The sequence below is a fragment of the Pseudemcibacter sp. genome, from assembly GCF_965661635.1.
Classification (GTDB): domain Bacteria; phylum Pseudomonadota; class Alphaproteobacteria; order Sphingomonadales; family Emcibacteraceae; genus Pseudemcibacter.
In genome coordinates this window covers 54199-80527 of sequence record NZ_CBFIEP010000030.1, presented here as the reverse complement: position 1 = coordinate 80527, position 26329 = coordinate 54199, and the positions used below count along the sequence as shown (strand labels likewise).

The window sequence follows — 26329 nt, the reverse complement described above, 5'->3', positions numbered from 1 at the left end:
GGTATTATACATTACAACTTCGTAAATTCGTGTGTTACGAATTTCACTAATGCTTGTATCTCTAGCTGGATAAGAATTATTCATATAAACGATGAGTTTCCTAATATACTTCTGCGACTTCGCCGTGAACAAACCCCAATCTTGCTGGATGAAGACGTTGGCATTGTGCTAATGCTTCATCTTCTGTGTGAGCTCTTACCATTATTAAATGAGTGTCAGCCCATTTAGCTTCGAAGCTCGGGTGATTTTGTTTACTGCGAACGGCTTGACGCACTTCTTCGTTATAAACAGGGATTTCAAAACTCTTTTTCATGATTAATCCTTCATGATTCTAATACTTTTTTTACTAATTACTGAATTATTACTCTATATTAATTATCAAATTGATAACAACGAGCATTTTATTAAATATTTAATGACTAAGAATTCTCATGACCCTAAGGGTCGGTACATTGAAATGATAAATTTGGGAGAGCTCAAAGAAGATGCTCGACAAGCAGAGATTGTTGAAATATTTCAGCATCTTCATCAAATTTTATCCATCAAAAATAAGAAAAAAGAAAAAAATTTCTTCAGTAAAATATTCTCAGCAGGTAAAGAGGATGTCGATATAGAAGGCCTATATATCTATGGAGATGTAGGGCGCGGAAAATCAATGCTAATGGATCTTTTTTATGATTTGGCGCCAGGTCAAAAGAGACGCGTTCATTTTCACGCCTTTATGTTAGAGATCCATCAAGAAATTCATGAATGGCGTCATATGAAACCGCAAGATCGAATAAATAAATTCGGTACGGATATCGATGATCCAATACAACCTTTGGCGGCTTCAATTGCTGAAAAAAGTCCTTTGCTTTGTTTTGATGAATTTCAAGTGACCGATGTAACCGACGCTATGATTTTAGGGCGCCTTTTTGAGGCATTATTTGCCAGAGGTGTTTTATTGGTGCTGACTTCAAATAGAATTCCAGATGATTTGTATAAAGACGGTTTAAATAGAGGACTGTTTTTACCTACTATTGAGCTTATTAAAAATAAATTGGAGGTCGTGGAATTAAATGGTCCTATGGATTATCGACTTGAACGCATGAAGGGAATGGAAGTTTATCATTTTCCTTTAGGGGAAAAGGCCACGAAAGAGCTTTCAAATGCATTTTGGCGTCTCACGGACCATGAGGTCGACGATAGAACCGAAGTCGGTCCTGATACCATAGAAGTTCAAGGGCGAGTTTTAACGGTCCCTGTCGCGTCAAGGGGGGTGGCGGTTGTATCGTTTAAAAAAATGTGTGGTGCGGCACTCGGTTCTGCGGATTATTTAGCACTTGCTTGGAAGTATCACACTATCATTATGGTGGGTATACCTATACTTGGCCCTGAGAACCGAAATGATGCAAAACGATTCGTGACTTTTATTGACGCTTTATACGAAAATAACGTAAAGTTTTTATGTTGTGCTGAGGTTGCGCCGAATGAATTGTATGCCGAGGGACATGGGCATTTTGAGTTTCAAAGAACAGTTTCCAGATTAATGGAAATGCAGTCAAAAGAGTATCTGGCAAAAGGCCATGCCATCTGATTTTTAGTTGTAATTTAAAGTAATTTTGTAATTACAAAAGTAAGCGGTTCCAATTTGTCCGTTTTATGTTTAAAAAACGTATAGAAACGGTTGCGCAATCAGTATTTTCGCGCTACATCGGAGGCAATAAATATATTATTAAAACTGGGGAAAAGGAAAATACCTTTTCGCCTAAAATTTATCTAGGAGTTAATTCAACATGGCACGTAAAAAAATAGCACTGATCGGTGGCGGTCAAATCGGTGGCACACTCGCTCATCTTGCAGGACTAAAAGGTCTTGGTGATGTGGTCATTTTCGATATTGCTGATGGTCTACCGCAAGGTAAAGCGCTTGATATCGCGCAAAGTTCAACGGTAGAAGGTTATGACGCAGCCATTTCCGGTACAGGTGATTATTCTGATATTGCTGGTGCTGACGTTGTTATCGTTACGGCTGGTGTTGCTCGTAAGCCTGGTATGAGCCGTGATGATCTTCTTGGTATTAACTGTAAAGTTATGAAATCAGTTGGTGAAGGGATCCGTGATCATGCACCTGATGCATTTGTAATATGTATCACGAACCCATTAGACGTGATGGTTTGGGCGCTTCAAAAATATTCAGGTCTTCCTGCAAATAAAGTTGTGGGTATGGCTGGCGTTCTTGATAGTGCACGCTTTACATTGTTCCTTGCTGAAGAATTTAATGTATCTGTTGCCGATATTAACGCATTTGTGCTTGGTGGACATGGCGATACTATGGTTCCACTTGCTCGTTATTCAACGGTAGCAGGCATTCCTATTCCGGATCTTGTGGAAATGGGTTGGACGACAAATGAGAAACTTGAGCAAATCATTCAACGTACACGTGATGGTGGCGCAGAGATCGTTGGTCTACTTAAAACGGGTTCTGCATTTTATGCTCCTGCAACATCGGCAATTGCGATGGCGGAAAGTTACCTTGGTGATCAACGTCGATTACTTCCATGTGCCGTGGAGCTAAACGGTGAATATGGTCAGGATAATATGTATGTTGGTGTTCCTTGTATCATTGGTGAAAATGGCGTTGAAAAGATTGTAGAGATTAATCTTGATGAAGAAGAAAAAGCAGGTTTTGACCATAGCGTAGATGCTGTTAAAGGCCTAATGGATGCTGTTAAAGCAATTGACCCTGCATTAGCAGAATAATAATAAACTTTAAGGGTAAGGGTTTTCTTAATCCTTATCCTTTAAAAGGGCGTATAAGTTAATATATCTCAAAAGAGAAAAGGTAAAACCTATGAATATTCATGAATATCAGGCGAAAGCACTTTTGAAAGAGTATGGCGCATCAGTACTTGGTGGCGGCATTGCATATACTGCGGATGAAGCTGAGCAGGTCGCTAAAGACTTAGGTGGTCCTGTATGGGTTGTGAAAGCACAAATCCATGCTGGCGGTCGCGGAAAAGGTGGCGGCGTAAAGGTTGTCAAATCAGTGGAAGATGTGAAGCAAGTTGCTTCAGAGATGATAGGAATGAACCTCGTTACTCATCAGACAGGTCCAGCTGGTAAAGAAGTGAACCAGGTATACATTGAAGATGGTTGTGCAATTGCCAATGAACTCTATGTGAGTATTGTTGTGGACCGCGAAAGCAGTCGAGTAGCAATCATTGCTTCATCTGAAGGGGGCATGGATATTGAAGAAGTGGCCGCTGAAGCACCTGAAAAAATCATTACCGTTACCATTGATCCGGCTTCTGGCCTTTCTGGGTTTCATTGCAGAAAAGTTGCTTTTGGTATGGGACTTACTGGTAAAGCAGCAGGTGGTGTCGCAAAGGTTATCGCGGCGCTTTATAAAGCATTTATGGATAAAGACGCCGCAATGTTGGAAATTAACCCACTTGTCGTAACGGAAGATGACGATGTTGTTGTTCTTGATGCGAAAATGGGTTTTGATGGAAATTCATTATATCGTCATAAAGACGTTCAAGAGCTTCGTGATCCAACAGAAGAAGATCCAATGGAGCTTGAGGCAGCAAAACATGAGCTAAATTATATTAAACTAGACGGCAGCATTGGCTGCATGGTGAATGGTGCCGGCCTTGCGATGTCAACGATGGATATTATTAAGTTAAAAGGTGGCTCGCCAGCTAACTTCTTGGATGTAGGGGGCGGGGCCACTCGAGAGCGCGTTACTGAAGCATTCAAAATTATTATGAGTGATCCGAATGTTGAAGGAATTCTCGTAAATATCTTTGGCGGTATTATGCGCTGTGATGTCATCGCAGAAGGTGTTGTTGCTGCCGCAAAAGAGCTCTCTCTTACGGTTCCATTGATAGTGCGCCTTGAAGGTACAAATGTTGAAAAAGGAAAAGAAATTATGGCCAATAGCGGTATCAATATTATCTCTGCTTCTGACCTTGGTGATGCTGCGGTTAAGGCGGTTGCAGCAGTTAAGGAGGCTAAATAATGTCTATTCTCGTAAATTCACAAACAAAAGTAATTTGTCAGGGCTTCACTGGTGCACAGGGAACATTCCATTCCGAGCAAGCGATTGCCTATGGCACAAAAATGGTTGGTGGCGTGACACCTGGTAAAGGTGGCGGCGATCATTTAGGTCTTCCCGTTTTTAATACAGTTGATGAAGCGGTTCATAAAACAGAAGCGAATGCATCTGTTATTTATGTGCCCCCTCCTTTTGCTGCGGACGCTATTTTAGAAGCGATTGATGCTAAATTAGAATTGATAGTTTGTATCACAGAGGGAATTCCGGTTCTTGATATGGTTAAAGTAAAACGTGCTCTTCAAGGTTCAAGTTCTCGTCTTGTAGGACCAAACTGTCCAGGCGCTATAACACCTGGCGAATGTAAAATCGGTATTATGCCAGGTCATATTCACCAAAAAGGTTCTGTAGGTGTTGTATCACGGTCTGGCACGCTCACATACGAAGCAGTTCATCAAACGACAGTAGTAGGCCTCGGTCAAACAACATGTGTTGGTATTGGCGGTGATCCTGTAAACGGTACAAACTTTATCGACGTCCTTGAGGGCTTTTTGGAAGATGACGAAACTGAATCAATTATTATGATCGGTGAGATTGGTGGTTCTGCAGAAGAAGAAGCAGCAGAGTTTTTAAAATCACATAAAATTCAAAAACCTACTGTTGGATTTATCGCAGGTCGTACAGCGCCTCCCGGCCGTACGATGGGTCATGCTGGTGCGATTGTATCGGGGGGTAAAGGTGGCGCAGAAGACAAGATTGAAGCAATGCGAAGTGCAGGGATTAATATTTCTGAATCTCCTTCTGAACTCGGTACAACATTGATGGATGTTTTAAAGGGTTAAACAATTTTAAATCAATGTGATTTAGAATGTTATTCTTTATTGAACAAATATAACGGGCTCGAATGATATGAGTATAGACAGCAAAGACAATCTTTTTAACGGCTCAAGTGGAGCATTTGTTGAAGAATTATTCGCGAGATATTCTCGTGACCCTTCCTCAGTTGATCCAAGCTGGCAAGAATATTTTCAGGAACTGGCAGAAGACGCGCGCACGCTTATGGGGGCGGGCCTTGAGAAACCAGGTGCATCATGGAAACGTTCAGATTGGCCTTATGATGATAGTGATGACCTTGTGTCGGCACTAAATCCTGGATTTGAAGCTAAAATTCAGAAAAAGAAGGGAACGGCAAGCGAAGAAGATATTCGTAAAGCAACGCTCGATTCCATTCGTTGTCTCATGATGATCCGTACTTATCGCGTGCGTGGTCACCTTCATGCTGATCTTGATCCATTAGGACTTACTGAAAAACCATATCATTCCGAACTTGATCCAGAAACTTACGGGTTTGCTGAAGGTGATTTAGACCGTGAAATTTTCTTAGATAATGTTCTTGGGCTTGAAACGGCAACTGTTCGTGAAGTATTAGAAATTCTTAACCGTACCTATTGTTCAACATTCGGTGTTGAATTTATGCATATTAACGATCCGGAAGAAAAAAGCTGGATTTTGCAACGTATTGAAGGTCGTGACAAAGAAATTCATTTTACTGATAATGGTAAGAAAGCTATTTTACAAAAACTTACTGAAGCTGAAGGCTATGAAAGCTATTTAGCTAAAAAATATGTCGGTACCAAAAGGTTTGGTTTAGATGGTGCGGAAACACTTATTCCTGCGCTTGAAGCGGTGATTAAGACCGGTGGCCAAAACGGCATTAAAGAGATTGTTTTAGGGATGCCTCACCGCGGTCGCTTAAATGTTCTAACAAATGTGATGAGCAAATCATATCAGGCTATTTTCCATGAGTTTCATGGTGGATCATCAACACCGGATGAGATTGAAGGATCAGGCGATGTGAAGTACCATCTTGGGGCTTCTTCCGACCGAGAGTTTGATGGCAATGAAGTTCATTTGTCCTTAACAGCAAACCCTTCCCATTTGGAAGCGGTTAATCCAGTTGCACTTGGTAAAACACGTGCCAAGCTTACGCAACGTGGTGATATCGGTGGAACAAGTGTTCTAACACTATTGATGCATGGTGATGCGGCTTTTGCGGGTCAAGGCATTGTCGCGGAAGGTTTTGCGATTAGTGATTTGCTTGGATATAGCACGGGCGGTACAATTCATGTGGTTGTGAATAACCAAATTGGATTTACAACAACGCCACATTATTCACGTTCTTCACCTTACCCATCAGATATGGCTAAAGCAATTCAAGCACCCGTTTTCCATGCCAATGGTGATGATCCAGAGGCTGTCGTATTTGCAATGAAATTGGCTACTGAATATCGTCAAAAATTCAAAAAGGATGTTGTAGTTGATATGTTCTGTTATCGCCGATTTGGCCATAATGAGGGCGATGAACCATCCTTCACACAGCCATTAATGTATAAACGGATCAAAAATCAATCCTCAACTCGGACGATCTATGCGGAACGCCTCGTGCGCGAAGGTGTCATGACCGCCGCTGAGACGGACCAAATGGTGACGGATTTTAATAAATATCTTGATGGTGAATTTGAGGCTGCAAAAGATTATAAAGCTGAGAAAGCTGATTGGTTCGCCGGCAGTTGGTCTGGTTTAGAGCGCCCCGATAACGATTTACGCCGCGGCAGTGATACAGGCGTTAGCAGTGATGAACTTCAGGACTTAGGAAAATTACTAACGACCGTTCCAAAAGGATTTAAAATTCACCGTACATTGCAGCGTACTTTAGATGCGAAAGCACGTATGTTCGAAGCAGGTGAAAATTTTGACTGGGCGACAGCCGAGGCACTTGCGTTTGGTACTTTAATTCGTGAAGGGCATCGTGTTCGTCTTTCTGGGCAAGATAGTCAACGTGGTACATTCTCGCAGCGTCATAGTGTTTTTATCGATCAAGATACTGAAGAACGTTATGCGCCACTTGCACATGCCGGTGATGGACCGGACGCCCATGCAACCTATGAAGTAATTGATAGTGCGCTTTCAGAGGAAGCGGTTCTTGGTTTTGAGTATGGTTATACCATGGCGGAACCAAATGCGCTTGTTATCTGGGAAGCACAATTTGGTGATTTTGCCAATGGCGCCCAAATGATATTTGATCAATTTATCTCTAGCGCGGAATCAAAATGGCTGCGCTTTAGTGGACTTGTGGTTTGTTTGCCGCATGGATATGAAGGACAAGGTCCAGAGCATTCATCAGCAAGACTTGAACGTTTCTTGCAGCTTTGTGCAGAAGATAATATGCAAGTCGTTAATTGCACGACACCGGCAAATTATTATCATGTATTGCGCCGTCAAATGAAGCGTAAATTCCGTAAACCTTTGATCATTATGACACCAAAATCATTACTTCGTCATAAACTTGCGACATCGAAAATAGAAGACATGGCTGAAAACTCAGAATTTCACCGTATTCTTTGGGATGATGCACAGTCGGATCCACATAAAACAATTAAGATTAATAAAGACAGCGGTATTAAACGTGTCGTCCTTTGTTCGGGTAAAGTATATTATGATATTATGGCAGAACGTGATGCGCGCGGCCAAAAAGATACATATTTAATGCGCCTTGAACAGCTCTATCCGTTCCCTGGTGAAGCTTTGGCGAAAGAGCTTAAGCGCTTTAAAAATCTTGAAGCGGTAGTTTGGTGTCAAGAAGAGCCGAAAAATATGGGTTCTTGGAGCTTTATTGATCCTTATATTGAAGATGTGCTTTCTAACGTTGGTGGTAAAGTGACGCGTCCGATTTATGCTGGAAGAAAAGCGGCTGCTTCTCCGGCGACAGGATTAATGGAACGACATAAAGTTGAGCAGGCTAATTTGATTGATCAGGCCTTAACAATTACAAAAAGATAGTTATATAAAATAAATAATAATAAGGAGAAGGTCATATGGCCGTCGAAGTTCACGTACCGGTACTTGGTGAGTCAGTCACTGAAGCGACAGTAGGAAAATGGTATAAAGCCGTTGGTGAAGCCGTTGCTGTTGATGAAGTTATTTGTGAATTAGAAACAGACAAAGTTGCTTTAGAAGTAACAGCTTCTGCGTCTGGTGCATTATCTGAAATTATTGCTGAAGAAGGCGATAATGTTGAGGTTGGTGCTCTTCTTGGTAAGATTGACGAAACGGCGAAAGGTGCGGCATCTGCTGCCCCTGCCGCAGCTCCTGAAAAGGCTCCAGAGCCAGCAAAAGAAGTTATAGCTCCTGCTACGGAAGAGGCCCCAGCCGCAGCGGCGAAGGGTGTAAATGCAAGACCTGCGGCTGCAAAACTTGCTTCTGAAAAGGGTGTTGACCTTGCGACAGTAACAGGCACTGGCGCAGGTGGAACAATTACGAAAGCAGATGTGCTTGCGCATCTTTCAGGCGCGCCTGCATCAGTAGCAACGGCCTCTACGGCTGCCCCAATAGCAGCCGCCCCACAAGAAGAAGTCGTTCCGATGACGCGTCTTCGCCGTACAATAGCGAAACGATTAAAAGATGCACAAAATACTGCTGCGATGCTAACTACATATAATGAAGTGGATATGTCAGCGGTGATGGCACTTCGTTCACAATATAAAGAAGTCTTTGAAAAGAAGCATGGCGCACGCCTTGGCTTTATGTCTTTCTTCACGAAAGCATGTGTGGCGGCACTAAAAGAAATTCCGGAAGTGAATGCAGAAATTCGCGACGACAGTATTGTTTATAAAAATTACTATAATGTTGGTGTGGCGGCTTCAACTCCATCTGGCCTTGTTGTCCCGGTTGTAAAAAATGCGCAAGACATGGGTTTTGCAGATATCGAAAAAGAGATTGCTCGTTTAGGCGGTCTTGCCCGTGACGGGAAACTCGCCATGGATGATATGATGGGTGGCACTTTCACCATTTCAAATGGTGGTGTTTTTGGCTCACTTCTCTCAAGCCCGATTTTGAACGCACCGCAATCCGGAATTTTAGGAATGCACACAATTCAGAAACGTGCTGTTGTGGTGAACGACGAGATTGTTATTCGTCCAATGATGTATCTATCGCTATCATATGATCACCGTATTGTTGATGGTAAAGGTGCGGTAACGTTCTTAGTTCGTGTTAAAGAGAATTTAGAAGATCCACAGCGACTTGTGTTGGATCTATAAGCGGTTCTTGATTTTTAATAATAATAAATTGGAAGTTCGTAATGAGCGATAATTATGATTTGGTTGTCATCGGCGGTGGCCCCGGTGGATATGTAGCGGCGATTAAAGCGGCACAACTTGGACTTAAAACGGCATGCGTTGAAATGCGTGGTGCTCTTGGCGGTACTTGTCTCAATGTGGGTTGTATGCCTTCTAAGGCTCTTCTTCATGCTTCAGAATTATTTGATGAAGCAAATGGCAGCATGGATAAGTTCGGTATTTCGACGGGTAAAGTTTCCATCGATATTTCAAAATTGATGGATCATAAAGATGGCATCGTCACGGACCTTACTAAGGGCGTAGAATTTTTATTTAAGAAAAATAAAATTGATTATGTTCAAGGCCGCGGAAAAGTTGCGGCGGCAGGTAAAGTTGAAGTTGCACTGAATGATGGTGGCACACAAACGATAGACACTAAAAATATTATTATTGCGACTGGCTCTGACGTAGCGGCGCTTCCTGGTATTGAAATTGATGAGAAAATTGTTGTTTCATCAACGGGCGCTTTGAGCCTACCTAAAGTACCAAAACATATGGTCGTTATCGGTGGCGGTGTTATTGGTCTTGAACTTGGTTCCGTATGGAAACGACTGGGTGCGGAAGTAACCGTCGTTGAATATATGGACCGTATTACATCCGAAATGGACGGGGAAGTATCGAAAACTTTTGCACGTATTCTTAAAAAACAAGGGTTTAAATTTAAATTTAAATCTAAAGTCACTGCGGTTAAAACCACAAAAACGGGCGCAACGGTTTCTGTTGAGCCAGCTGCGGGTGGGGACGCTGAAAAAATTAAGTCTGACGTGGTGTTGGTATCTGTTGGTCGCCGTCCTTATACAGAAGGCCTAGGTCTTGAAGAAGCGGGCGTAAAAATGACTGACCGTGGACAAGTAGAAATCAATGATCATTTCGAAACAAACATCCCTGGCATTTACGCCATTGGGGATGTTGTGCGTGGTGCAATGCTTGCTCATAAAGCCGAAGACGAAGGTGTCGCGGCTGTTGAAATTATTGCAGGATTCGCGGGACATGTGAATTACGATGCAATCCCAGGTGTGATTTATACAATGCCGGAAGTGGCCAGTGTCGGTAAAACGGAAGAGCAGCTTAAAGAAGCTGGTATTGCTTATAACACGGGTAAATTCCCCTTCACAGCGAACAGCCGCGCCAAAGCAAATAGTCAAACGGACGGGTTTGTTAAAGTGCTCTCTTCACAAGATACCGACATGATCCTTGGTGCGCATATTATTGGTGCGGATGCAGGAAACATGATCGCTGAACTAACTTTAGCCATTGAAAATGGTATTTCGGTTGAGGATGTTGCTTATTCATGTCATGCGCATCCAACTGAGAGTGAGGCCACTAAAGAAGCGGCCATGGCCGCAGGCGGTCTACCTGTTCATATGTAAGGCTTATTTCATAAAGAAATAAAAGGGGCGGCTTTTTAGTCGCCTTTTTTATGTCTAAAATATATAGTGATGAAAAATAATATTCAGTATACGTCAATATAATAATTTAGGGTGAAAATCTACAGATGAATATTCATCAATCGATGCAAATGGCGGTGAAGTTTGCTAATGGAAGGAATTTTGCAGAAGCAGAAAAAATCCTTCGGGGGATTTTGGCGACCAATAATCAATTTCATCCGGCTATTCATATGTTAGGACAGCTCGCATTTCAAAGTGGCCGCGATGATATTGCTGCAAAATTATTTCATCAAGCCGCAACGATTGACCCCAATAATGCTGGATATCACCGTGATTTTGCCGAGACACTTTTCTTTATGGGGCATTATAAAGATACGCTGATGGCAATAAATCGGTCAATTCAAATAAACCAGAATGACCCGAAAGCACATTTTATTGCTGGTAATGGGCTCATGCATATGGGGGAAAATGAACAAGCAATTAAAGCCTTTAAACATACTATTAAAATGGACCCTAACCATAGTTTTGCCCATAATAATTTGGGATCTGTGTATGAAAAAGAGGATAAATTAAAAGAAGCGAAAAATCACTATGAACTCGCGATGAAAGTAGATCAATCTAATGTACTTGCGATTAATAATCTTGCGACGCTTCTAACGGCTGAAGGAGATCTGGACAAAGCCAAAAAGTTATTAAATCAGATTATAAAAACGAAACCAGATTATATTGAAGCGCATCATAATTTATCTGCCTTAAAACGATATAAGGAAGGGGATGAACACATTGCAATATTGTTGTCACTTCTTGAAAGTGTTGAACAAATCCCGCTTGATAATAAGTATCGATTATATTTCATTCTCGGAAAAGTTCATGCAGATCTAAAAGACTATGATAAAGCATTTGAATTTTATGAATTGGGTAACAATTTGAAAAGATCCACATTTGAATATTATGAAGATCGATTTATAGAAAATGTTGAAAAGATTAAAGCAATATATTCCAAAGAGAATATCGGAAAAGAAAAAGTTACAAAAAGTAATAAACCTGTTCCGATTTTTGTTGTTGGAATGCCTCGTTCTGGATCGACTCTAGTTGAACAAATATTAGCAAGTCATAGTGAAATATTTGGTGCAGGAGAACTTACTATTCTTAGTGAATATGTGAACGAGATAATACAGAATTATCCTGAAGACTTAGAAAAATTATCCGATCAAGAACTTCAAAAAATTGGTGGTAAATATTTGGATAAAATTAGTGCATTTGACCCTAATGCAAAATACATCGTTGATAAGAACCCTGGAAATTTTCTCTATGCAGGATTAATTAAAAAAATTCTACCAGAAGCCCTGATTATTAATACAAATAGAAATGCGATGGATTGTTGTGTTTCTAATTATACACATCTGTTTCTTGATACTATTCATTACACAAATGACCTTGGCGAATTGGGTCGTTATTTTAATATTTATAGCGATTTGATGGCACACTGGCGCTCAGTTCTTCCAAATGAAATGCTTTATGATATTTCTTATGAAGATGTGGTGGATAATCTTGAACAAGAAGCAAAAAGTTTAATTGAATTTACAGGTCTTGATTGGGAAGAAAGTTGCCTTGAATTTCATAAGAAAAAATCAAATGTGAAAACGGCAAGTGCCGCACAGGTGCGTAAGCCCATATATAAATCATCAGTGGAACGCTGGCGCGTTTATGAGGAGCATTTAGGGCCTCTCATATCAGCGTTGAAAGATAAAGAGTGATGAATTTCTAAATACTTTTATTCATCAGCGTTTTCGATAATGTGCGGTTGAATTAACACAATCGTTTCTGGTTTTTTCCTGCTTTCATCAACATGTTTGAATAGGTTGCCAACGACGGGAACTGTCGTAACAGGATCATTGTCTGGTTCAGATATGTGTGTAACAAGCCTTAACTGACAATCCGTTGGAAATGCACTTGGCGGAATATCATATACTGCGCCAATGTGTTTTACACCTTTGGCAGCCGTATCGAATCCTAGCATGCCCCATATGCTGTTGGTTGTGGCATTTTCACCTTCAAATAATGTCCATGTTCCCAATAAATCTCGGCCTGTGGTGATTTCTTGTCCTTCATCGTGATATACATGTTCGCCATTAACATAATGGTCTTCCGTCCAGGAAACGGTTAATTTCCAATCACGCTGAAGATCCAGAAAAAATGGCGGCTAAAATAACAGCCTTAGTTAGATAACTATATATTTCAGGGAACTTGATATTTATTAAATTAAGTTCCCTGATTTAAGATTGAAAAAGGTCTATTTTTTCTTCGCGCTGGGGTGGGCGTTATTATAAACATCCATTAAATAGGCGGTGTCTACATCTGTATAATGTTGTGTTGTTGAAAGATCGGCGTGTCCAAGTAATTCCTGAATGGTTCTAAGGTCTCCACCCGCAGTTAATAAATGTGTTGCGAAACTATGGCGCAATGCATGTGGTGTTGCAGATGACGGTAATCCGAGGGCGATACGTACTTTTTGCATGGCGAGTTGCACATTTCTCGCGTTTAATCGTTTTCCGCGCACGCCAATGAAAAGCGGATCGCCATAGGATAATTTTTTAGGGCAAGCTTTAATATATTGTTTTACGGCATCAATTACCGCGGGTATAAGTGGTACTAGTCTTTCTTTTCCTCCTTTACCCGTCACGGTCATAATATCTTTCTTATCCAAATCCCCAACGTTAAGGCTTAGAGCTTCTGAAATACGTAAGCCGCAACCATAAAGAATAGTTAATACCGCAATATCACGCAGTGACACCCATTGGTCATCAGTAAAGTCGCCGACATCTTTGATGGTTCTTTTTGCGGCATCTTCACTTATTGGTCTAGGGAGTCGTTTTTTTAATTTTGGACTGCTGACGGCGTCAATGGCATCATTTGAAATGATTTTTTGGCGACGTAGATATTTATAAAAGGAACGAACTGCGCTAAAACTTCTGGCCATACTTGCAGGTGTTAGCCCGTCTCGTCTTCTTGCGGCGAGATAGCTTCTAAAATCGGCGGGATTTAAATTTTCGAGCGTTTTTTTATTTGGGGCATTTCCCACATGTTCATTTAGAAAGGAAAGAAATTTAATCAAATCTCTAAGATAAGCTTCATGAGTATGTGCTGAGACGCGTTTTTCGGAAATTAGATAATCTTGCCACTTTCTTATAAGCGGGGTTATTTCAGGATAGATTTTGTTTTCTAATTCTTTTGTTTTTGCCATTGGATCAAACATTTATGAAATGATTTCCCGAGAAACCTTAAAAGCTCCGTGCCTTGTCCGGGGTAAAACATATCTGCATCGCGACTACCAAAAGACAATATACCCGGTGGATTATGATCAGTTGCTGGTATTCTAACGAGAGCTTCAGCCTTAACCAATGATTTGGCCGGTCCAAATATTTCTTCCGAAACATCGACATCACCACGCAATTGAATGATATCGTCTTTTCCGAGATATTTATTAGCATGCCCTTTCGATAAAGGAGCGACTTCTTTTAGCGAAGGTATCTTATTTGCATGACCTTTTTCAAAGCAGATACGGATCACATCAATATGCAGCATATCAGGCCAATCCTGTGTCACGATATGTCCTATATGTTGAATACTGTCAGTGTCAAGTAAGGCAAGTACCGCTTCATGCACTTGTACTTGGGTCGTTAAATTATTGCGCGACGTGTCTATTAAATGGCCTTGGCTGTTTCTAATGTCTTCAAGATTACTTTTAAGTTTTTCAATCATCATATTTTGAAAATCAACCACACCATCATCAGTAGTTCTGTCTGGCGCTGTAAGGACCATCAGCAGTTCAGGATTATCATTTAGAAAAGACGGGTTGTTTCGAAGAAAATTTTTAATATCTTCTACGTTTAACTTAGAACTGATTTCTTTTTTCTCGGCCATGTTAATTTTACGCTATCAGGCGATATTTTGCCCGGTTTTTTCCCAATCTTTGACAAAAGCGGCTAATCCGCTATCCGTTAATGGATGTTTGAAAAGTTGGTGAACGACTTTAGGTGGAATTGTTGCAACGTCTGCGCCTATCACAGCACTATCAAGAATATGCATATTATGTCTTGTGCTTGCGACGAGGATTTCCGTTTTAAAATCGTAATTGTCATAAATGGTGCGGATATCCGCAATAAGGGCCATACCGTCGTGACCAATATCATCATGACGACCAACAAAAGGCGAAATAAATGCAGCGCCTGCTTTGGCGGCGAGTAACGCTTGCGTTGCAGAGAAGCAAAGAGTTACGTTAACCATTTTGCCTTGATCAGCGAAATGTTTACAAGTTTTAAGTCCGTCTGGTGTTAGCGGAACTTTAAGACATACATTATCAGCAATATCATAAAGAGCAGCGGCTTCGCGAACCATTGTTTCATAATCTGTCGCGGCAACTTCAGCACTAACTGGACCATCAACAAGATCACAGATTTCTTTTGTGACTTCAAAAATATCACGACCTGATTTTAAGATCAAAGACGGGTTGGTTGTGACACCATCCACAAGTCCGAGGTCAACCAGCGGTTTGATTTCGTCAATTTCTGCCGTGTCGATAAAAAATTTCATGATTTTGATGATCCTTCGTCTATAAAATGAATGCCTTTCTTGGCGGCATATTGATTTTAGCTTTTTGCCCTGAAATTATCTTTTATGCAAGGGTATATTAAGATAATGTATCCACGAAATAATAAACAAAATGATCCTTTTGAAAAGCAATTAATGTCAGAACTTTTTCCAACACGTAGAATTCAGGTGCTATTACCGCTTCCTTTAAGTGGTGTGCTTGATTATTTGATGCCTGAAGAAATGATGCTTGAAATTGGTGATTTTGTTACCGTGCCCCTCTCAGGACGTGAAATGCAAGGTGTTGTTTGGTCATTGAATGCACCAGAAAATGACATTCCGATTGAAAAATTAAAGTATGTTGTTCGAAAGGCAGAATTGCCACCCGTACCGGATACGTTGATCCAATTCGTGAAGTGGGTCGCTCAATATACTTTATCGCCTTTGGGGTCGGTTCTTAAGATGGCGCTTAGTGTTCCTAGAAAGTTTGATAAACCAAAAAAGAAAATCTTTTATCGTTTAAGTGAAGACTTGCCGGATAAAATGACCCCTGCAAGACAAAAAATTGTTGATGCGGCCATAGAAGACATGCCTTTAGCTGTCAAAACCTGGAAAGAGATTGCAGGTGTGAGTGATGGGGTTGTGCGTGGTATGATTAAAGTTGAAATGTTGGTGCCCGTTGAAGTGAGCGGTGAAGAAACATTCATAAATCCCGATATTGAACTTGAACGTGCACTATTATCAGAAGAACAAAAACAAGCGGCTGAACATATTATTACTCAACAGCGCACCAATTCATTTCGTACGATATTACTAGAAGGAGTAACAGGCAGTGGTAAAACGGAAGTTTATTTTGAAGCCATTGCAGAATGTTTAAAAGAAGAGAGTGCGCAAGTTCTAGTGCTGGTTCCTGAAATATCCTTAACAACACAGTGGCTAGATCGGTTTAAGGAACGTTTCGCTAGTGAACCTGTAATCTGGCATTCTGAAATGACACCCGCGCAAAGACGTAGAGCATGGTGGGCCACAATTCGGGGAGAAGCCCGCGTAATTGTTGGGGCCAGGTCAGCACTTTTTCTCCCCCTTCAAAAATTAAAATTAGTTATTGTCGATGAAGAACACTCAACAACGTTTAAGCAAGATGAGGGCGTGATGTATCATGGACGTGATATGGCTGTCGTTCGTGCGATGCAATCAGATTGCACGATTGTACTTGCCTCTGCAACGCCTTCCCTTGAAACAATGATTAATGCACAAAATGAAAAATATGACTGGTTATATTTAGGGGAACGTCATGGGCCTGCCGAACTACCTGCGATGTCGACGGTAGATTTACGTCATTATAAATTAAGGACAGGGTCAACAATAAGCGGCCCCTTATATGATGCGCTAAAAGAGAACTTGGAAAATGGTGAGCAGTCCTTACTCTATTTAAATAGGCGCGGTTATGCGCCACTCACATTATGTGGATCATGTGGCCACCGTATAGAATGTCCGCATTGTTCAGCATGGCTTGTCGAACATCAAAAATTTAAAAAACTTGAATGTCATCACTGCGGGTTTAATCGACGCCTTCCTGAACAATGCCCAAATTGTGAAGCATTAGATAGTCTTATACCCTGCGGTCCGGGAGTTGAGCGCGTCGCAGAAGAAATTGAACTTCTTTTTCCTGAAGCACGATTAGCGATTATGTCAAGCGACGAGATATCTTCGCCGCCCGCTCTGAAAAAAATGGTCGAAAAAATTGAAAATCATGAAGTGGATTTTATTATTGGAACGCAGATAATCACAAAAGGATATCATTTTCCGATGCTAACACTCGTTGGGGTTATTGATGCCGATCTTGGTATGTCGGGAGCTGATCCAAGAGCGGCAGAGCGAGCCTGGCAGCAATTAGAACAAGTTGCGGGACGTGCAGGACGTGAAAAGCATGCAGGACGTGTTTTATTTCAAACCTATCAGCCGGATCATCCCGTTCTCAAAGCCTTAGTATCTGGTGATAAGGATTTATTTTTAGAAGCAGAAGCAGAAGCACGAGAAAATCAGAAACTGCCTCCGTACGGAAAATTAGCCTCTATTATTTTATCTGGAGCAGATCGGTCAAAAGTTCTTAGCTTTTCAAAAGAACTCTTAAAAAAATCGCCGCAATATGACAACGTTACAATATTAGGGCCTGTACCAGCGCCTCTCTCATATTTAAGGGGTAATTATAGATATCGTTTTTTAATCAAAGCGGATATTGAAGTAAATTTACAAAAGACTGTTCGTGATTGGTTATCTCAAATGAAAACAGGGCGCGGAATTAGGGTTCAAATAGATATTGATCCATATAGTTTTTACTAGAGAGCTAATTTCTGAAACATATATTCAAGCGTCATTACGCGCCCCAAAAGCCCTGGATCTTTAATATCATCGATTTTAAAATATTGATCCATAATCCTTACGCCTTTGGGAAGGATTGCTTTGATATAATTTTCTTTCAAAGTATCGGGTGGTGCAAAAGTTGCGAGCTTATGTTGAATGGCGTAGCTATTTTTCCTAAGCCAAATAGGGCGGAAGATCGTTAAATTATTTTTGATAATATTTTTAAATGGAACAGTTTCATTAAAGCGATAACCATAATCCGAATAATAAGAAGCCAAAGCAGGGCTGATTTTATTTATAAGCTCTCCTTGAAATTTTCCGTGTGTTTTAAAATTAAGTGGGATTTGAAGAGCTGCAGCAATATTTTCATAACTTATGAAAGGGGTAAGAAAATTACCAAGACGACTACTATTACTAAAATCTTTACTCGTCCAATAACGTAGTCTGAACCCGGGATAGGCATATTCAACTTGTGTTCTGCTCATCTTTTCATTTTCCAGATTTAGAGCATATTTAATTTTTTCTTTTAAGTGTCTTTTGTATTCAGAAACATCAAATTTTTCTGTGCAAAACTCTTGGGTAAAGCGGTGATAAAAAACACTCATTAAATCATCGACGGAATAAGCTTTATTGGGCAGATAAAAGAAATTTCGATAGATTTCTCCACCACCACCGTTCAAAACCATTGTATTATTTTGGCTTCTGTGGCGTCTGGTTTCCATATTACCACCAAAATCATAGATTCCTTCAAAAGGAAAACCATCCAAGCCATAATAATTATCATTTATGATTTCAGCATATTGATCGGGAGATGGTTTTTATGGTTGCTTTTGTCAACATGATTAATCTCTAATCCTTCGCCTTTTTCTATGGATTTGGCCACCAAAACATCAGGACTTGAATTTTCGCCGTAGACATAAAGCTGTGGTGTTACGCCGGCGTCAATTAGTAACGATAGAAGAAGACGAGAATCATAACCGCCGGAAAGGGCTGTCGTAATATTTTTCCCATATGCACTCACAATCGTTTCCATCTGACGTTTGATGAGAGTTGCTTGCTCATAGAGTAATTCATCATAACTGGCCGATGAAGGATTGAAAGTCACAGGAAGGTTTTTTTATGACTGATAACACCGCCTTTTTGAAGTTCAAAAAATGATAAACTATCCGCCAGTTTTATTTCATTAAATGGTGTCGTGCTTCCATAGGTGGTTTCTTGAAAGCAATATTCATAAACTCCTTGGCGATCAATTGTTAAATTTGGGCTATTTTCTGCTAATGCTAAAACAGAAGAGCACCAAATATTTTGATTAACATCATGAAAAATACGTGCACCACCCAAAGGGTCACTAAGAAGATAAAGCTTATTATCTTTTTTAATAATGAGAGTAAATGTTCCTAAAAAATGCTTAGGCGATACTTTATTTGGATTAAAGTCTGAAATAAATTTCTTTAGCGCATTTTCACCGTGAGAGCCGCGATAGAAAAAACAACCGCTTGAAATACAGAAGTCGCCTGTCTCTGTTTCATATATATTTGTAATAGGGGATATGGATTTTTTAAAAGAGATGATGCAATAAGAATCATCTTCAATAATTCTTGGGTTTTTCTGACCTTGTAACTCTAAAGTTTTAAGGATGGACTTTATATTGTTTTCTGAAATTTTATTTTTACGATATAGGACAAAATCACCCATTTAAATCACTCATTTTTTATTGTAGATTTTGTAAGTATAAATTATACTTTTATCTCAGTGCATTATAACTATCAGTCGTGAATAGGCAATCGGGAATGATCGCTTTAATAAAATTAGGAAATCAGAAAAATTCATATTTTCCCTCAGTGAACTTTTGACTTCATATAGAAAAAAATTCACTAGGATAAAATGTGATCTTGCAGTATGCGAAACTGTGTGCTAGGTATCGCGCGACTATTGATAATTTATGACAGTTTTTTGTGACGTAAAATTTCTTGAAAACGTGGCAATATAAGGAAAAACAGTTAAAAATTATTTGTTTTTTTAGCCTAAGAATGATTCCTTCTTATCGGATTATTCTTTAACAAAAAGGAAGACATCAAAGTGTCATCTGAAAAAGCAGAACAAATTGCTTCTGAAAATATTTCGCTAACAGGTCTCGCTGGACGTTATGCTGTGGCGCTATTTGAAATTGCAGAAGAAGAAAAGTCTCTCGATCGGGTAGCTGATGAATTAGCTGGTTTAGCGTCTTTTTTAAATGATAATGAAGACCTACAACAAATAACGACAAGCCCAATCATATCACTTGCTAACAAATCTACGGCAATGGCGGCATTGGTGAAAGCAGCGAACTTTTCTAAAACAGTAAAGAATTTTATCGGTGTGGTGACCAATAATCGTCGCCTCGATCAATTAAATAATATCATTAATGAATTTAACAGAATGCTTTCCCACCATCGTGGTGAAGTGAATGCATCTGTCGTGACGGCTTATAAGCTTGACAAAAAACAGCTTGATGCACTTAGCAAAAAGCTTAAATCAATGGTTGGAAGTGACGTTAATGTGGAAACCGAAGTCGATGAAACTTTGCTTGGTGGCATGGTTGTTCGTTTAGGTTCTCGTATGATTGATAGTTCACTTAAAACAAAACTTGCTAATCTTGAAGCAACAATGAAAGAGGTTGGATAATGGACATCCGTGCAGCGGAAATTTCCAAAATATTGAAAGAACAGATCGCTAATTTCGGTGACGAAGCAGAAGTATCTGAAGTTGGTAAAGTTCTCTCAGTTGGTGACGGTATCGCCCGTGTATATGGTCTGGACAATGTGCAGGCTGGTGAAATGGTTGAATTCCCAGGTAATGTTCGTGGGATGGCTTTGAACTTAGAAGCTGACAACGTAGGTATTGTTATTTTCGGTTCTGATCGTGATATTAAAGAAGGCGATACAGTTAAACGTCTTGGTACAATTGTGGACGTACCTGTTGGTAAAGGTTTGCTTGGTCGTGTTGTTGACGCGCTCGGTAACCCAATTGATGGCAAAGGCCCGATTGAAAACGTAACACGTGAACGCGTTGAAGTGAAAGCCCCAGGCATTATCCCTCGTAAATCAGTGCATGAGCCGGTTCAAACTGGACTTAAAGCGATTGATGCCCTTGTGCCTGTTGGTCGTGGACAACGTGAGCTTATCATTGGTGACCGTCAAACAGGTAAAACAGCCGTGGCGATTGATACTTTCCTTAATCAGAAAGAAGTTAATGCTGGTGATGACGAGAATAAGAAACTTTATTGTATTTATGTTGCGGTTGGACAGAAACGTTCAACAGTTGCTCAAATCGTAAAAACACTAGAAGAGCGCGGCGCGATGGAATATTCTATCATTGTTGCGGCGACTGCTTCTGAGCCTGCACCAATGCAGTTCCTCGCACCTTATACAGGGACAGCGATGGGTGAATATTTCCGTGACAACGCAATGCATGCATTGATCGTTCATGATGACCTTTCAAAACAAGCGGTTGCTTATCGTCAAATGTCACTTCTCCTTCGTCGTCCTCCTGGTCGTGAAGCTTATCCTGGTGATGTTTTCTATCTTCATTCACGTCTTCTTGAACGTGCTGCGAAAATGGGTGATGCAGCGGGTAACGGTTCACTTACTGCGCTTCCGGTTATTGAAACACAAGCGGGTGACGTGTCTGCCTATATTCCGACAAACGTTATTTCGATTACAGATGGTCAGATCTTCCTTGAAACAGAACTATTCTATCAAGGTATCCGTCCTGCGATTAACGTTGGTCTATCAGTGTCTCGTGTGGGTTCATCTGCACAGGTAAAAGCTATGAAGCAAGTATCCGGTACAATTAAACTTGACCTTGCTCAGTACCGTGAAATGGCGGCGTTTGCGCAATTTGGTTCTGATCTTGATGCGTCAACGCAACAACTTCTTAATCGTGGTGCGCGTCTAACAGAACTATTGAAACAAGCTCAATATTCTCCAATGTCAGTAGCTGAACAAGTTGTATCAATCTTCGCAGGTGTAAACGGTTTTTTGGATAAGATTGAAGTTGGTGATGTTACTCGTTTCGAACAAGCTTTAATCTCTGATATGCATGCTAACAATAGTGAAGTAATGGATACGATCACGAAAGAAGCTAAAGTATCTGATGAGACAGCAGCGAAATTAAAAGAAGTGATCGGCAATTTTGCAGAGAACTTCGTATAAGAGCATTTGAAAAAATAGGATAAGTCAGTATGGCTAACCTCAAAGACCTCAGAAATCGAATTGCAAGTGTGACTTCTACGCAGAAGATCACCAAAGCAATGAAAATGGTTTCTGCATCAAAGCTTAAAAGAGCGCAGGATGCGGCGGAAGCGGCGCGTCCTTATGCGGAACGTATGGAAAATGTCCTTTCTTCAATTGCTTCAAGCATGAAAGGACAAACTGGCGGACCGGCTTTACTTGCTGGAACTGGCAGTGATCAGAAACAATTGGTTATTGTTGCTACATCAGAGCGCGGACTTTGCGGTGGATTTAATACAAATATTGTTAAAGCCGCAAAAGCAAAGATTAAAGCGCTTATTGAAGATGGTAAAGAAGTAACAATTATCACTATCGGTAAAAAAGGTGCCAGTGTACTTAAGCGTGAATATGAAGACAAAATGGTTCAGCACTTTGACATGTCTCATGTTAAAAATCTTGCGTTTGATGATGCTTCACCGATTGCGTCTCGTTTAATCGAAATGTATGAAGCGGGCGATTATGATGTATGTACGCTTTTCTTTGCTAAATTCATCAATGTTCTTACACAAGAAGTAACTCCACTTCAGCTTATTCCTGCATCAATTTCTGATGAAGGCGGTGCTGATTTGGGAAATGCTTGTTACGAATATGAACCTGATGAAAATGAAATTTTGGAAGATTTGCTACCACGCAATGTTGGTGTGCAGCTTTTCCGCGCGTTATTAGAAAACGCAGCCAGTGAACAGGGTTCTCGTATGACAGCGATGGATAATGCGACCCGTAATGCTGGTGAAATGATTGATGACCTGCGTACAACGTATAACCGTTCACGTCAGGCTGTGATTACAAATGAATTGATTGAAATTATTTCGGGCGCGGAAGCGCTTTAAGAACCATTGAAGCGGGCATAAGTGCCCCGGGAGTTAAATAAGATTATGACTACAGAAAATAAAGGTCACGTAGTTCAGGTAATTGGTGCCGTTGTGGACGTTAAGTTTGATGGCGATCTTCCTGCTATTTTGTCAGCGCTTGAGTTAGACAATAACGGTAACCGTTTGGTGCTCGAAGTTGCGCAGCATCTGGGTGAGAATACAGTTCGTACAATTGCGATGGACAGCACGGACGGTCTTGTTCGTGGTATGCCAGTTGCTGATACGGGTGCTCAAATCTCTGTTCCTGTTGGACCAAAAACATTAGGCCGTATTATGAACGTTGTCGGTGAGCCGATTGATGAGCGTGGCCCAATTGGAAATAAAGACGTTGCCCCAATTCATGCTGATGCGCCTGAGTTCTCAGAGCAATCAACTGAATCAGAAATTCTTGTTACCGGTATTAAGGTTGTTGACCTTCTTGCTCCATATGCGAAGGGTGGTAAAATTGGCCTCTTCGGTGGTGCGGGTGTTGGTAAAACAGTGCTTATTATGGAATTGATTAACAACATCGCGATTGGTGCTGGTGGTTATTCTGTTTTCGCCGGAGTTGGTGAGCGTACTCGTGAGGGTAACGATCTTTACCATGAAATGATTGAAAGTAAAGTTATCGATCTTGAGGGTGACGACAGTAAAGTGGCGCTTGTTTATGGTCAAATGAATGAGCCTCCTGGGGCGCGTGCTCGTGTTGCTCTTACGGGTCTAACGGTTGCTGAATATTTCCGTGACGTAGAAAACCAAGACGTTCTATTCTTTGTGGATAATATTTTCCGCTTTACACAAGCTGGTGCTGAGGTGTCCGCGCTTCTTGGTCGTATTCCTTCTGCCGTGGGTTATCAACCAACTCTTGCAACAGACATGGGTACACTTCAAGAACGTATTACATCAACAAGCAAGGGTTCAATTACATCTGTGCAAGCCATTTACGTGCCTGCTGATGACTTGACTGACCCTGCGCCTGCTGCTTCATTTGCCCATTTGGACGCGACAACCGTTCTTAATCGTGCAATCTCTGAAAAAGGTATTTACCCTGCGGTGGATCCACTTGATTCAACATCACGTATTCTTACGGCTGAAGTTGTTGGTGAAGAGCATTATAATGTTGCCCGTGAAGTTCAAGAAATTCTGCAAAAATATAAATCACTTCAAGACATCATTGCTATTCTTGGTATGGATGAACTATCTGAAGATGATAAACTTGTGGTATCTCGCGCACGTAAAGTTGAACGCTTTATGTCACAACCATTCCATGTTGCTGAAGTATTTACTAACATGCCTGGTAAGTTTGTTGAGCTTGAAGAAACAATTCGTAGCTTTAAAGCAATCATCAGCGGTGATCACGACGATCTTCCAGAAGCAGCTTTCCTTATGGTTGGCGGTATTGATGAAGTTATTGAAAAAGCGAAGAAAATGGCAGCCGCTGCTGCTTAATAAATAAAGGATTTAACGGTTATGGCCGATAAACTTCATTTTGAACTGGTATCACCAGCGAAGCTTTTAAAATCTGCGGATGTGGATATGGTTGTTGTGCCGGGCACAGAAGGTGACTTTGGTGTTCTTCCTGCCCATGCGCCAGTGGTATCGACATTACGTACTGGTGTTATTGAAGTTCATGATGGCGGCGAGCCGGAAAAGCTTCTTGTGGTTGGTGGTTTTGCTGAAGTGAATTCTGCGGGCCTTACGATCCTTGCTGAACTGGCGACGCCTATCAATGAAGTGGATAAAGCTGGCTATGAAGCTGAGCTTAAAAACTTAACTGAAGATGTTCAAGATGCAAAAGATGATGAAGCAAAGGCCCGTGCTGAAAAGGCGCGTGACAAAGTTGCTTCTATCTTAGAAGTTTTGGAACGCGAAGCCGCTTAAGTTGAATATATTATTTTATGAAAACCCCATTGATGAATATCGGTGGGGTTTTTTTTATGACTTTCTTTATATTCACTATAGGCCTTGAGGGCATTCTTCGCCGCCGCAATGAAGGTAAAATGACGCACACTGCGAACACATGGCAGAAAGAGGAATTGTGATTACTGGGGCAAGAATGAATATATGCAAATAATCAAGTTTAGAAAGTATTTCACCAGAGTAAAATAAGTTTAATCCCAAGCTTTTTTGATATAAATACACAAAGCTATATGTGAATAGGGTTGACGGGAGAACAATTGACAAAAAGCTTAAGAACATGCGCATCGTGTTTTTCTCAGTAAGACGCCAGGATGTTAATAGCCCGATCCGTTTACCGATGGTTCTTGCACAAATAGCCAAACTAAACCTTAAGAATACAAGATAAGTGATAAGTCCCGTAACGGTTATGATAACGGCAAATCGCATGAATTCATTATCGCTCAATCCGATAAAGTTTGAAACACTGTCATTTAAATTCATTTCAGTGATGAGGTATAAAAGCAGTGCGACGCAAGTAATTGTAATCAGTGAAGCGATACCAATTAAAAATAATACTTTTGATATAATGACCATGCTCCGAGTTAGTATCGGCCAAATTTTCTTCTTTAATAAATGTTCTGGCCCAAGTAAATAAAGCCTATGCCATAAGATCACGCAGGGAATAGCCCAAATATATGTTGTGAAAATATAAAGCATGAAAGAGATGTTATAGCCATCTGGTACCAGTTCCGTTGAAGCCCGCGGCATAAAAAACGGATCAAATAAGCCTGATAGCCCGATAAGGGTGAAAGGAAGAAACGCTAAGACAGAGATAAAAGTATGGTTCCATTTGTAGTACCATAAGAAACTATAAGCTTCTTTAAGACTGGTATTAATACAAATAGGGGAACATTCAAAACGCATACTATACTTTCACATCCAATGTTTGTTTTGGAGAATTATGTTCTATGGGAACTAATTCTTTATAAATTTCCACACCAGCAGATAACTGCAATGCATAAGGTAAAATACTGATTGGCAACAAAATAAATGCAATAATTGAATTTATCGTATTCGATTCAACACCAGTATTAGAGACCATATACGCTAAAAGTGCCGAAATCATGGTCATGGGTAAAAAACAGGCAAGCGCAATAATTACAAGATTTTTATTATTATTACGGGTGTAATAATACGCACTTTTCATTGGGATTAGATGATTGCCATTAGCGATACTTGTAAATGTTGGTAATGTACGAAAGACGACTAATGATAAAAACAGTGCCATTAAAACCCAAACGACGGAAGAAATAATTTCAGAACCTAACGTTTTGGCGCCGATGGAAGAATTGATGACGGTTAATATGAGTGCAATAAGCAAACCGATGCTTAAGAGTGCAAGTAATAAGACGATAGAAAGGGCAATTGTATAAAGCAAATATTTGCTAAAAATTTCCAATAAACTTTTGGTGGTCAGTTTAAAAAGGTGTTCTTTACCAAGCATGAAAAGTCTATTTAAAAAAATTCCTAAGATAATCAATATTAAAAGCGTGAATATTAGACGGGGTAACACTTCGATAAACTGTGTTGTTTTAGGATCAATTTTAAGTGGCGATATATATTGATAAATAAATGTCGGAAGTAATATTACGTAGCAAAGCACCAAGTATGATTTGAAGTGATCTAAAATATTTGTATAAGATCTTTTTATGATTTCTAGTGGGTCTAGAATTTTATTTTTTTCTTCAAGCATT

The 26329-nt window shown here is 40.4% G+C and carries 24 protein-coding genes; 14 read left to right on the top strand and 10 right to left on the bottom strand.

Translation table 11 applies throughout. The features are described 5' to 3' along the window. Positions 1 to 100 precede the first annotated feature (100 nt). Entirely contained in the window at positions 101 to 313 is a 213-nt protein-coding gene (locus tag ACTF6W_RS02310) for a hypothetical protein (protein ID WP_438992923.1), read from the bottom strand. A 102-nt stretch (positions 314 to 415) separates the two neighbouring features. On the opposite strand from ACTF6W_RS02310, the gene zapE reads away from it, so the two are divergent. The 8 genes from zapE to ACTF6W_RS02270 all read left to right on the top strand — a co-directional run bounded on the left by zapE (position 416) and on the right by ACTF6W_RS02270 (position 12357). Next, the gene (zapE, locus tag ACTF6W_RS02305; protein WP_438992922.1) at positions 416 to 1576 is read left to right on the top strand and encodes a cell division protein ZapE; all 1161 of its coding nucleotides are present in this window, start codon (positions 416 to 418) and stop codon (positions 1574 to 1576) included. A 199-nt stretch (positions 1577 to 1775) separates the two neighbouring features. Further along, positions 1776 to 2741 (top strand): malate dehydrogenase, encoded by a 966-nt coding sequence (gene mdh / locus ACTF6W_RS02300; RefSeq protein WP_438992921.1) that lies wholly within the window; start codon positions 1776 to 1778, stop codon positions 2739 to 2741. 91 nt (positions 2742 to 2832) lie between these two features. Next, the gene (gene sucC / locus ACTF6W_RS02295) at positions 2833 to 4002 is read left to right on the top strand and encodes an ADP-forming succinate--CoA ligase subunit beta (protein WP_438992920.1); all 1170 of its coding nucleotides are present in this window, start codon (positions 2833 to 2835) and stop codon (positions 4000 to 4002) included. Further along, complete coding sequence (sucD, locus tag ACTF6W_RS02290; RefSeq protein WP_438992919.1) at positions 4002 to 4877, top strand: succinate--CoA ligase subunit alpha; 876 nt, start codon at positions 4002 to 4004, stop codon at positions 4875 to 4877. The genes sucC and sucD overlap by 1 nt, the downstream gene beginning before the upstream one ends. Positions 4878 to 4944: 67 nt before the next feature. Beyond that, the gene (locus ACTF6W_RS02285; protein WP_438992918.1) at positions 4945 to 7875 is read left to right on the top strand and encodes a 2-oxoglutarate dehydrogenase E1 component; all 2931 of its coding nucleotides are present in this window, start codon (positions 4945 to 4947) and stop codon (positions 7873 to 7875) included. Between the two features lie 35 nt (positions 7876 to 7910). Then, entirely contained in the window at positions 7911 to 9134 is a 1224-nt protein-coding gene (gene odhB / locus ACTF6W_RS02280) for a 2-oxoglutarate dehydrogenase complex dihydrolipoyllysine-residue succinyltransferase (RefSeq protein WP_438992917.1), read from the top strand. A 41-nt stretch (positions 9135 to 9175) separates the two neighbouring features. Next, complete coding sequence (gene lpdA / locus ACTF6W_RS02275; RefSeq protein ID WP_438992916.1) at positions 9176 to 10582, top strand: dihydrolipoyl dehydrogenase; 1407 nt, start codon at positions 9176 to 9178, stop codon at positions 10580 to 10582. A 125-nt stretch (positions 10583 to 10707) separates the two neighbouring features. Continuing rightward, on the top strand, positions 10708 to 12357 hold the full coding sequence (locus tag ACTF6W_RS02270) for a tetratricopeptide repeat-containing sulfotransferase family protein (protein WP_438992915.1): 1650 nt from the start codon (positions 10708 to 10710) through the stop codon (positions 12355 to 12357). A 17-nt stretch (positions 12358 to 12374) separates the two neighbouring features. On the opposite strand, the gene ACTF6W_RS02265 is transcribed toward ACTF6W_RS02270, so the two are convergent. The 4 genes from ACTF6W_RS02265 to fsa all read right to left on the bottom strand — a co-directional run bounded on the left by ACTF6W_RS02265 (position 12375) and on the right by fsa (position 15193). Continuing rightward, positions 12375 to 12677 (bottom strand): hypothetical protein, encoded by a 303-nt coding sequence (locus ACTF6W_RS02265; protein ID WP_438992914.1) that lies wholly within the window; start codon positions 12675 to 12677, stop codon positions 12375 to 12377. 216 nt (positions 12678 to 12893) lie between these two features. Continuing rightward, positions 12894 to 13856 (bottom strand): tyrosine recombinase XerC, encoded by a 963-nt coding sequence (locus ACTF6W_RS02260; protein WP_438992913.1) that lies wholly within the window; start codon positions 13854 to 13856, stop codon positions 12894 to 12896. Continuing rightward, positions 13823 to 14524: a DUF484 family protein gene (locus ACTF6W_RS02255; protein ID WP_438992912.1), complete on the bottom strand. Its 702-nt coding sequence runs from the start codon at positions 14522 to 14524 to the stop codon at positions 13823 to 13825. The genes ACTF6W_RS02260 and ACTF6W_RS02255 overlap by 34 nt, the downstream gene beginning before the upstream one ends. A gap of 15 nt (positions 14525 to 14539) precedes the next feature. Further along, positions 14540 to 15193, bottom strand: a complete 654-nt coding sequence (fsa, locus tag ACTF6W_RS02250) for a fructose-6-phosphate aldolase (protein WP_438992911.1) — start codon at positions 15191 to 15193, stop codon at positions 14540 to 14542. A 105-nt stretch (positions 15194 to 15298) separates the two neighbouring features. Here fsa and ACTF6W_RS02245 point away from each other — a divergent pair, with 105 nt between their 5' ends. Then, positions 15299 to 17533: a primosomal protein N' gene (locus ACTF6W_RS02245; protein ID WP_438992910.1), complete on the top strand. Its 2235-nt coding sequence runs from the start codon at positions 15299 to 15301 to the stop codon at positions 17531 to 17533. Here ACTF6W_RS02245 and ACTF6W_RS02240 read toward each other — a convergent pair. From ACTF6W_RS02240 to ACTF6W_RS02230, 3 genes are read right to left on the bottom strand one after another with little or no spacing between them, the layout of a single operon-like run. Then, entirely contained in the window at positions 17530 to 18321 is a 792-nt protein-coding gene (locus ACTF6W_RS02240) for a hypothetical protein (protein WP_438992909.1), read from the bottom strand. The two genes, ACTF6W_RS02245 and ACTF6W_RS02240, sit on opposite strands and share 4 nt — an antisense overlap. A gap of 17 nt (positions 18322 to 18338) precedes the next feature. After that, positions 18339 to 18659, bottom strand: coding sequence for a hypothetical protein (locus ACTF6W_RS02235; protein ID WP_438992908.1), 321 nt, complete (start codon positions 18657 to 18659; stop codon positions 18339 to 18341). Then, positions 18656 to 19249 carry a hypothetical protein gene (locus tag ACTF6W_RS02230; protein WP_438992907.1) on the bottom strand — a complete coding sequence of 198 codons (594 nt, stop codon included), beginning with the start codon at positions 19247 to 19249 and terminating at the stop codon, positions 18656 to 18658. Before ACTF6W_RS02230 ends, ACTF6W_RS02235 begins: the two co-directional genes overlap by 4 nt. Before the next feature lie 384 nt (positions 19250 to 19633). Between ACTF6W_RS02230 and ACTF6W_RS02225 the strand changes: the two genes are divergently transcribed. Genes ACTF6W_RS02225 through ACTF6W_RS02205 form a run of 5 tightly spaced genes read left to right on the top strand, consistent with a single transcriptional unit; the run spans position 19634 to position 24557 of the window. Then, entirely contained in the window at positions 19634 to 20218 is a 585-nt protein-coding gene (locus ACTF6W_RS02225) for a F0F1 ATP synthase subunit delta (RefSeq protein ID WP_438992906.1), read from the top strand. Further along, positions 20218 to 21747 carry a F0F1 ATP synthase subunit alpha gene (atpA, locus tag ACTF6W_RS02220; RefSeq protein ID WP_438992905.1) on the top strand — a complete coding sequence of 510 codons (1530 nt, stop codon included), beginning with the start codon at positions 20218 to 20220 and terminating at the stop codon, positions 21745 to 21747. Before ACTF6W_RS02225 ends, atpA begins: the two co-directional genes overlap by 1 nt. A gap of 29 nt (positions 21748 to 21776) precedes the next feature. Next, positions 21777 to 22655, top strand: a complete 879-nt coding sequence (locus ACTF6W_RS02215; protein WP_438992904.1) for a F0F1 ATP synthase subunit gamma — start codon at positions 21777 to 21779, stop codon at positions 22653 to 22655. A gap of 45 nt (positions 22656 to 22700) precedes the next feature. Further along, complete coding sequence (atpD, locus tag ACTF6W_RS02210) at positions 22701 to 24125, top strand: F0F1 ATP synthase subunit beta (protein WP_438992903.1); 1425 nt, start codon at positions 22701 to 22703, stop codon at positions 24123 to 24125. Positions 24126 to 24146: 21 nt separating this feature from the next. Continuing rightward, a complete protein-coding gene (locus ACTF6W_RS02205) occupies positions 24147 to 24557 on the top strand; it encodes a F0F1 ATP synthase subunit epsilon (protein WP_438992902.1) in 411 nt (136 codons plus the stop codon). 75 nt (positions 24558 to 24632) lie between these two features. Here ACTF6W_RS02205 and ACTF6W_RS02200 read toward each other — a convergent pair whose 3' ends face one another. Both ACTF6W_RS02200 and ACTF6W_RS02195 read right to left on the bottom strand, forming a co-directional pair. Next, the gene (locus ACTF6W_RS02200; RefSeq protein WP_438992901.1) at positions 24633 to 25499 is read right to left on the bottom strand and encodes a hypothetical protein; all 867 of its coding nucleotides are present in this window, start codon (positions 25497 to 25499) and stop codon (positions 24633 to 24635) included. A 1-nt stretch (position 25500) separates the two neighbouring features. Next, on the bottom strand, positions 25501 to 26328 hold the full coding sequence (locus ACTF6W_RS02195) for a hypothetical protein (RefSeq protein ID WP_438992900.1): 828 nt from the start codon (positions 26326 to 26328) through the stop codon (positions 25501 to 25503). Position 26329 lies beyond the last annotated feature (1 nt).

Coding starts and splice junctions, on each gene's coding strand:
- ACTF6W_RS02310 (WP_438992923.1), bottom strand. CDS start 313: ATGAAAAAGAGTTTTGAAATCCCTGTTTATAACGAAGAAGTGCGTCAA.
- zapE (WP_438992922.1), top strand. CDS start 416: ATGACTAAGAATTCTCATGACCCTAAGGGTCGGTACATTGAAATGATA.
- mdh (WP_438992921.1), top strand. CDS start 1,776: ATGGCACGTAAAAAAATAGCACTGATCGGTGGCGGTCAAATCGGTGGC.
- sucC (WP_438992920.1), top strand. CDS start 2,833: ATGAATATTCATGAATATCAGGCGAAAGCACTTTTGAAAGAGTATGGC.
- sucD (WP_438992919.1), top strand. CDS start 4,002: ATGTCTATTCTCGTAAATTCACAAACAAAAGTAATTTGTCAGGGCTTC.
- ACTF6W_RS02285 (WP_438992918.1), top strand. CDS start 4,945: ATGAGTATAGACAGCAAAGACAATCTTTTTAACGGCTCAAGTGGAGCA.
- odhB (WP_438992917.1), top strand. CDS start 7,911: ATGGCCGTCGAAGTTCACGTACCGGTACTTGGTGAGTCAGTCACTGAA.
- lpdA (WP_438992916.1), top strand. CDS start 9,176: ATGAGCGATAATTATGATTTGGTTGTCATCGGCGGTGGCCCCGGTGGA.
- ACTF6W_RS02270 (WP_438992915.1), top strand. CDS start 10,708: ATGAATATTCATCAATCGATGCAAATGGCGGTGAAGTTTGCTAATGGA.
- ACTF6W_RS02260 (WP_438992913.1), bottom strand. CDS start 13,856: ATGTTTGATCCAATGGCAAAAACAAAAGAATTAGAAAACAAAATCTAT.
- ACTF6W_RS02255 (WP_438992912.1), bottom strand. CDS start 14,524: ATGGCCGAGAAAAAAGAAATCAGTTCTAAGTTAAACGTAGAAGATATT.
- fsa (WP_438992911.1), bottom strand. CDS start 15,193: ATGAAATTTTTTATCGACACGGCAGAAATTGACGAAATCAAACCGCTG.
- ACTF6W_RS02245 (WP_438992910.1), top strand. CDS start 15,299: ATGTATCCACGAAATAATAAACAAAATGATCCTTTTGAAAAGCAATTA.
- ACTF6W_RS02230 (WP_438992907.1), bottom strand. CDS start 19,249: ATGGGTGATTTTGTCCTATATCGTAAAAATAAAATTTCAGAAAACAAT.
- atpA (WP_438992905.1), top strand. CDS start 20,218: ATGGACATCCGTGCAGCGGAAATTTCCAAAATATTGAAAGAACAGATC.
- ACTF6W_RS02215 (WP_438992904.1), top strand. CDS start 21,777: ATGGCTAACCTCAAAGACCTCAGAAATCGAATTGCAAGTGTGACTTCT.
- atpD (WP_438992903.1), top strand. CDS start 22,701: ATGACTACAGAAAATAAAGGTCACGTAGTTCAGGTAATTGGTGCCGTT.
- ACTF6W_RS02205 (WP_438992902.1), top strand. CDS start 24,147: ATGGCCGATAAACTTCATTTTGAACTGGTATCACCAGCGAAGCTTTTA.
- ACTF6W_RS02200 (WP_438992901.1), bottom strand. CDS start 25,499: ATGCGTTTTGAATGTTCCCCTATTTGTATTAATACCAGTCTTAAAGAA.
- ACTF6W_RS02195 (WP_438992900.1), bottom strand. CDS start 26,328: ATGCTTGAAGAAAAAAATAAAATTCTAGACCCACTAGAAATCATAAAA.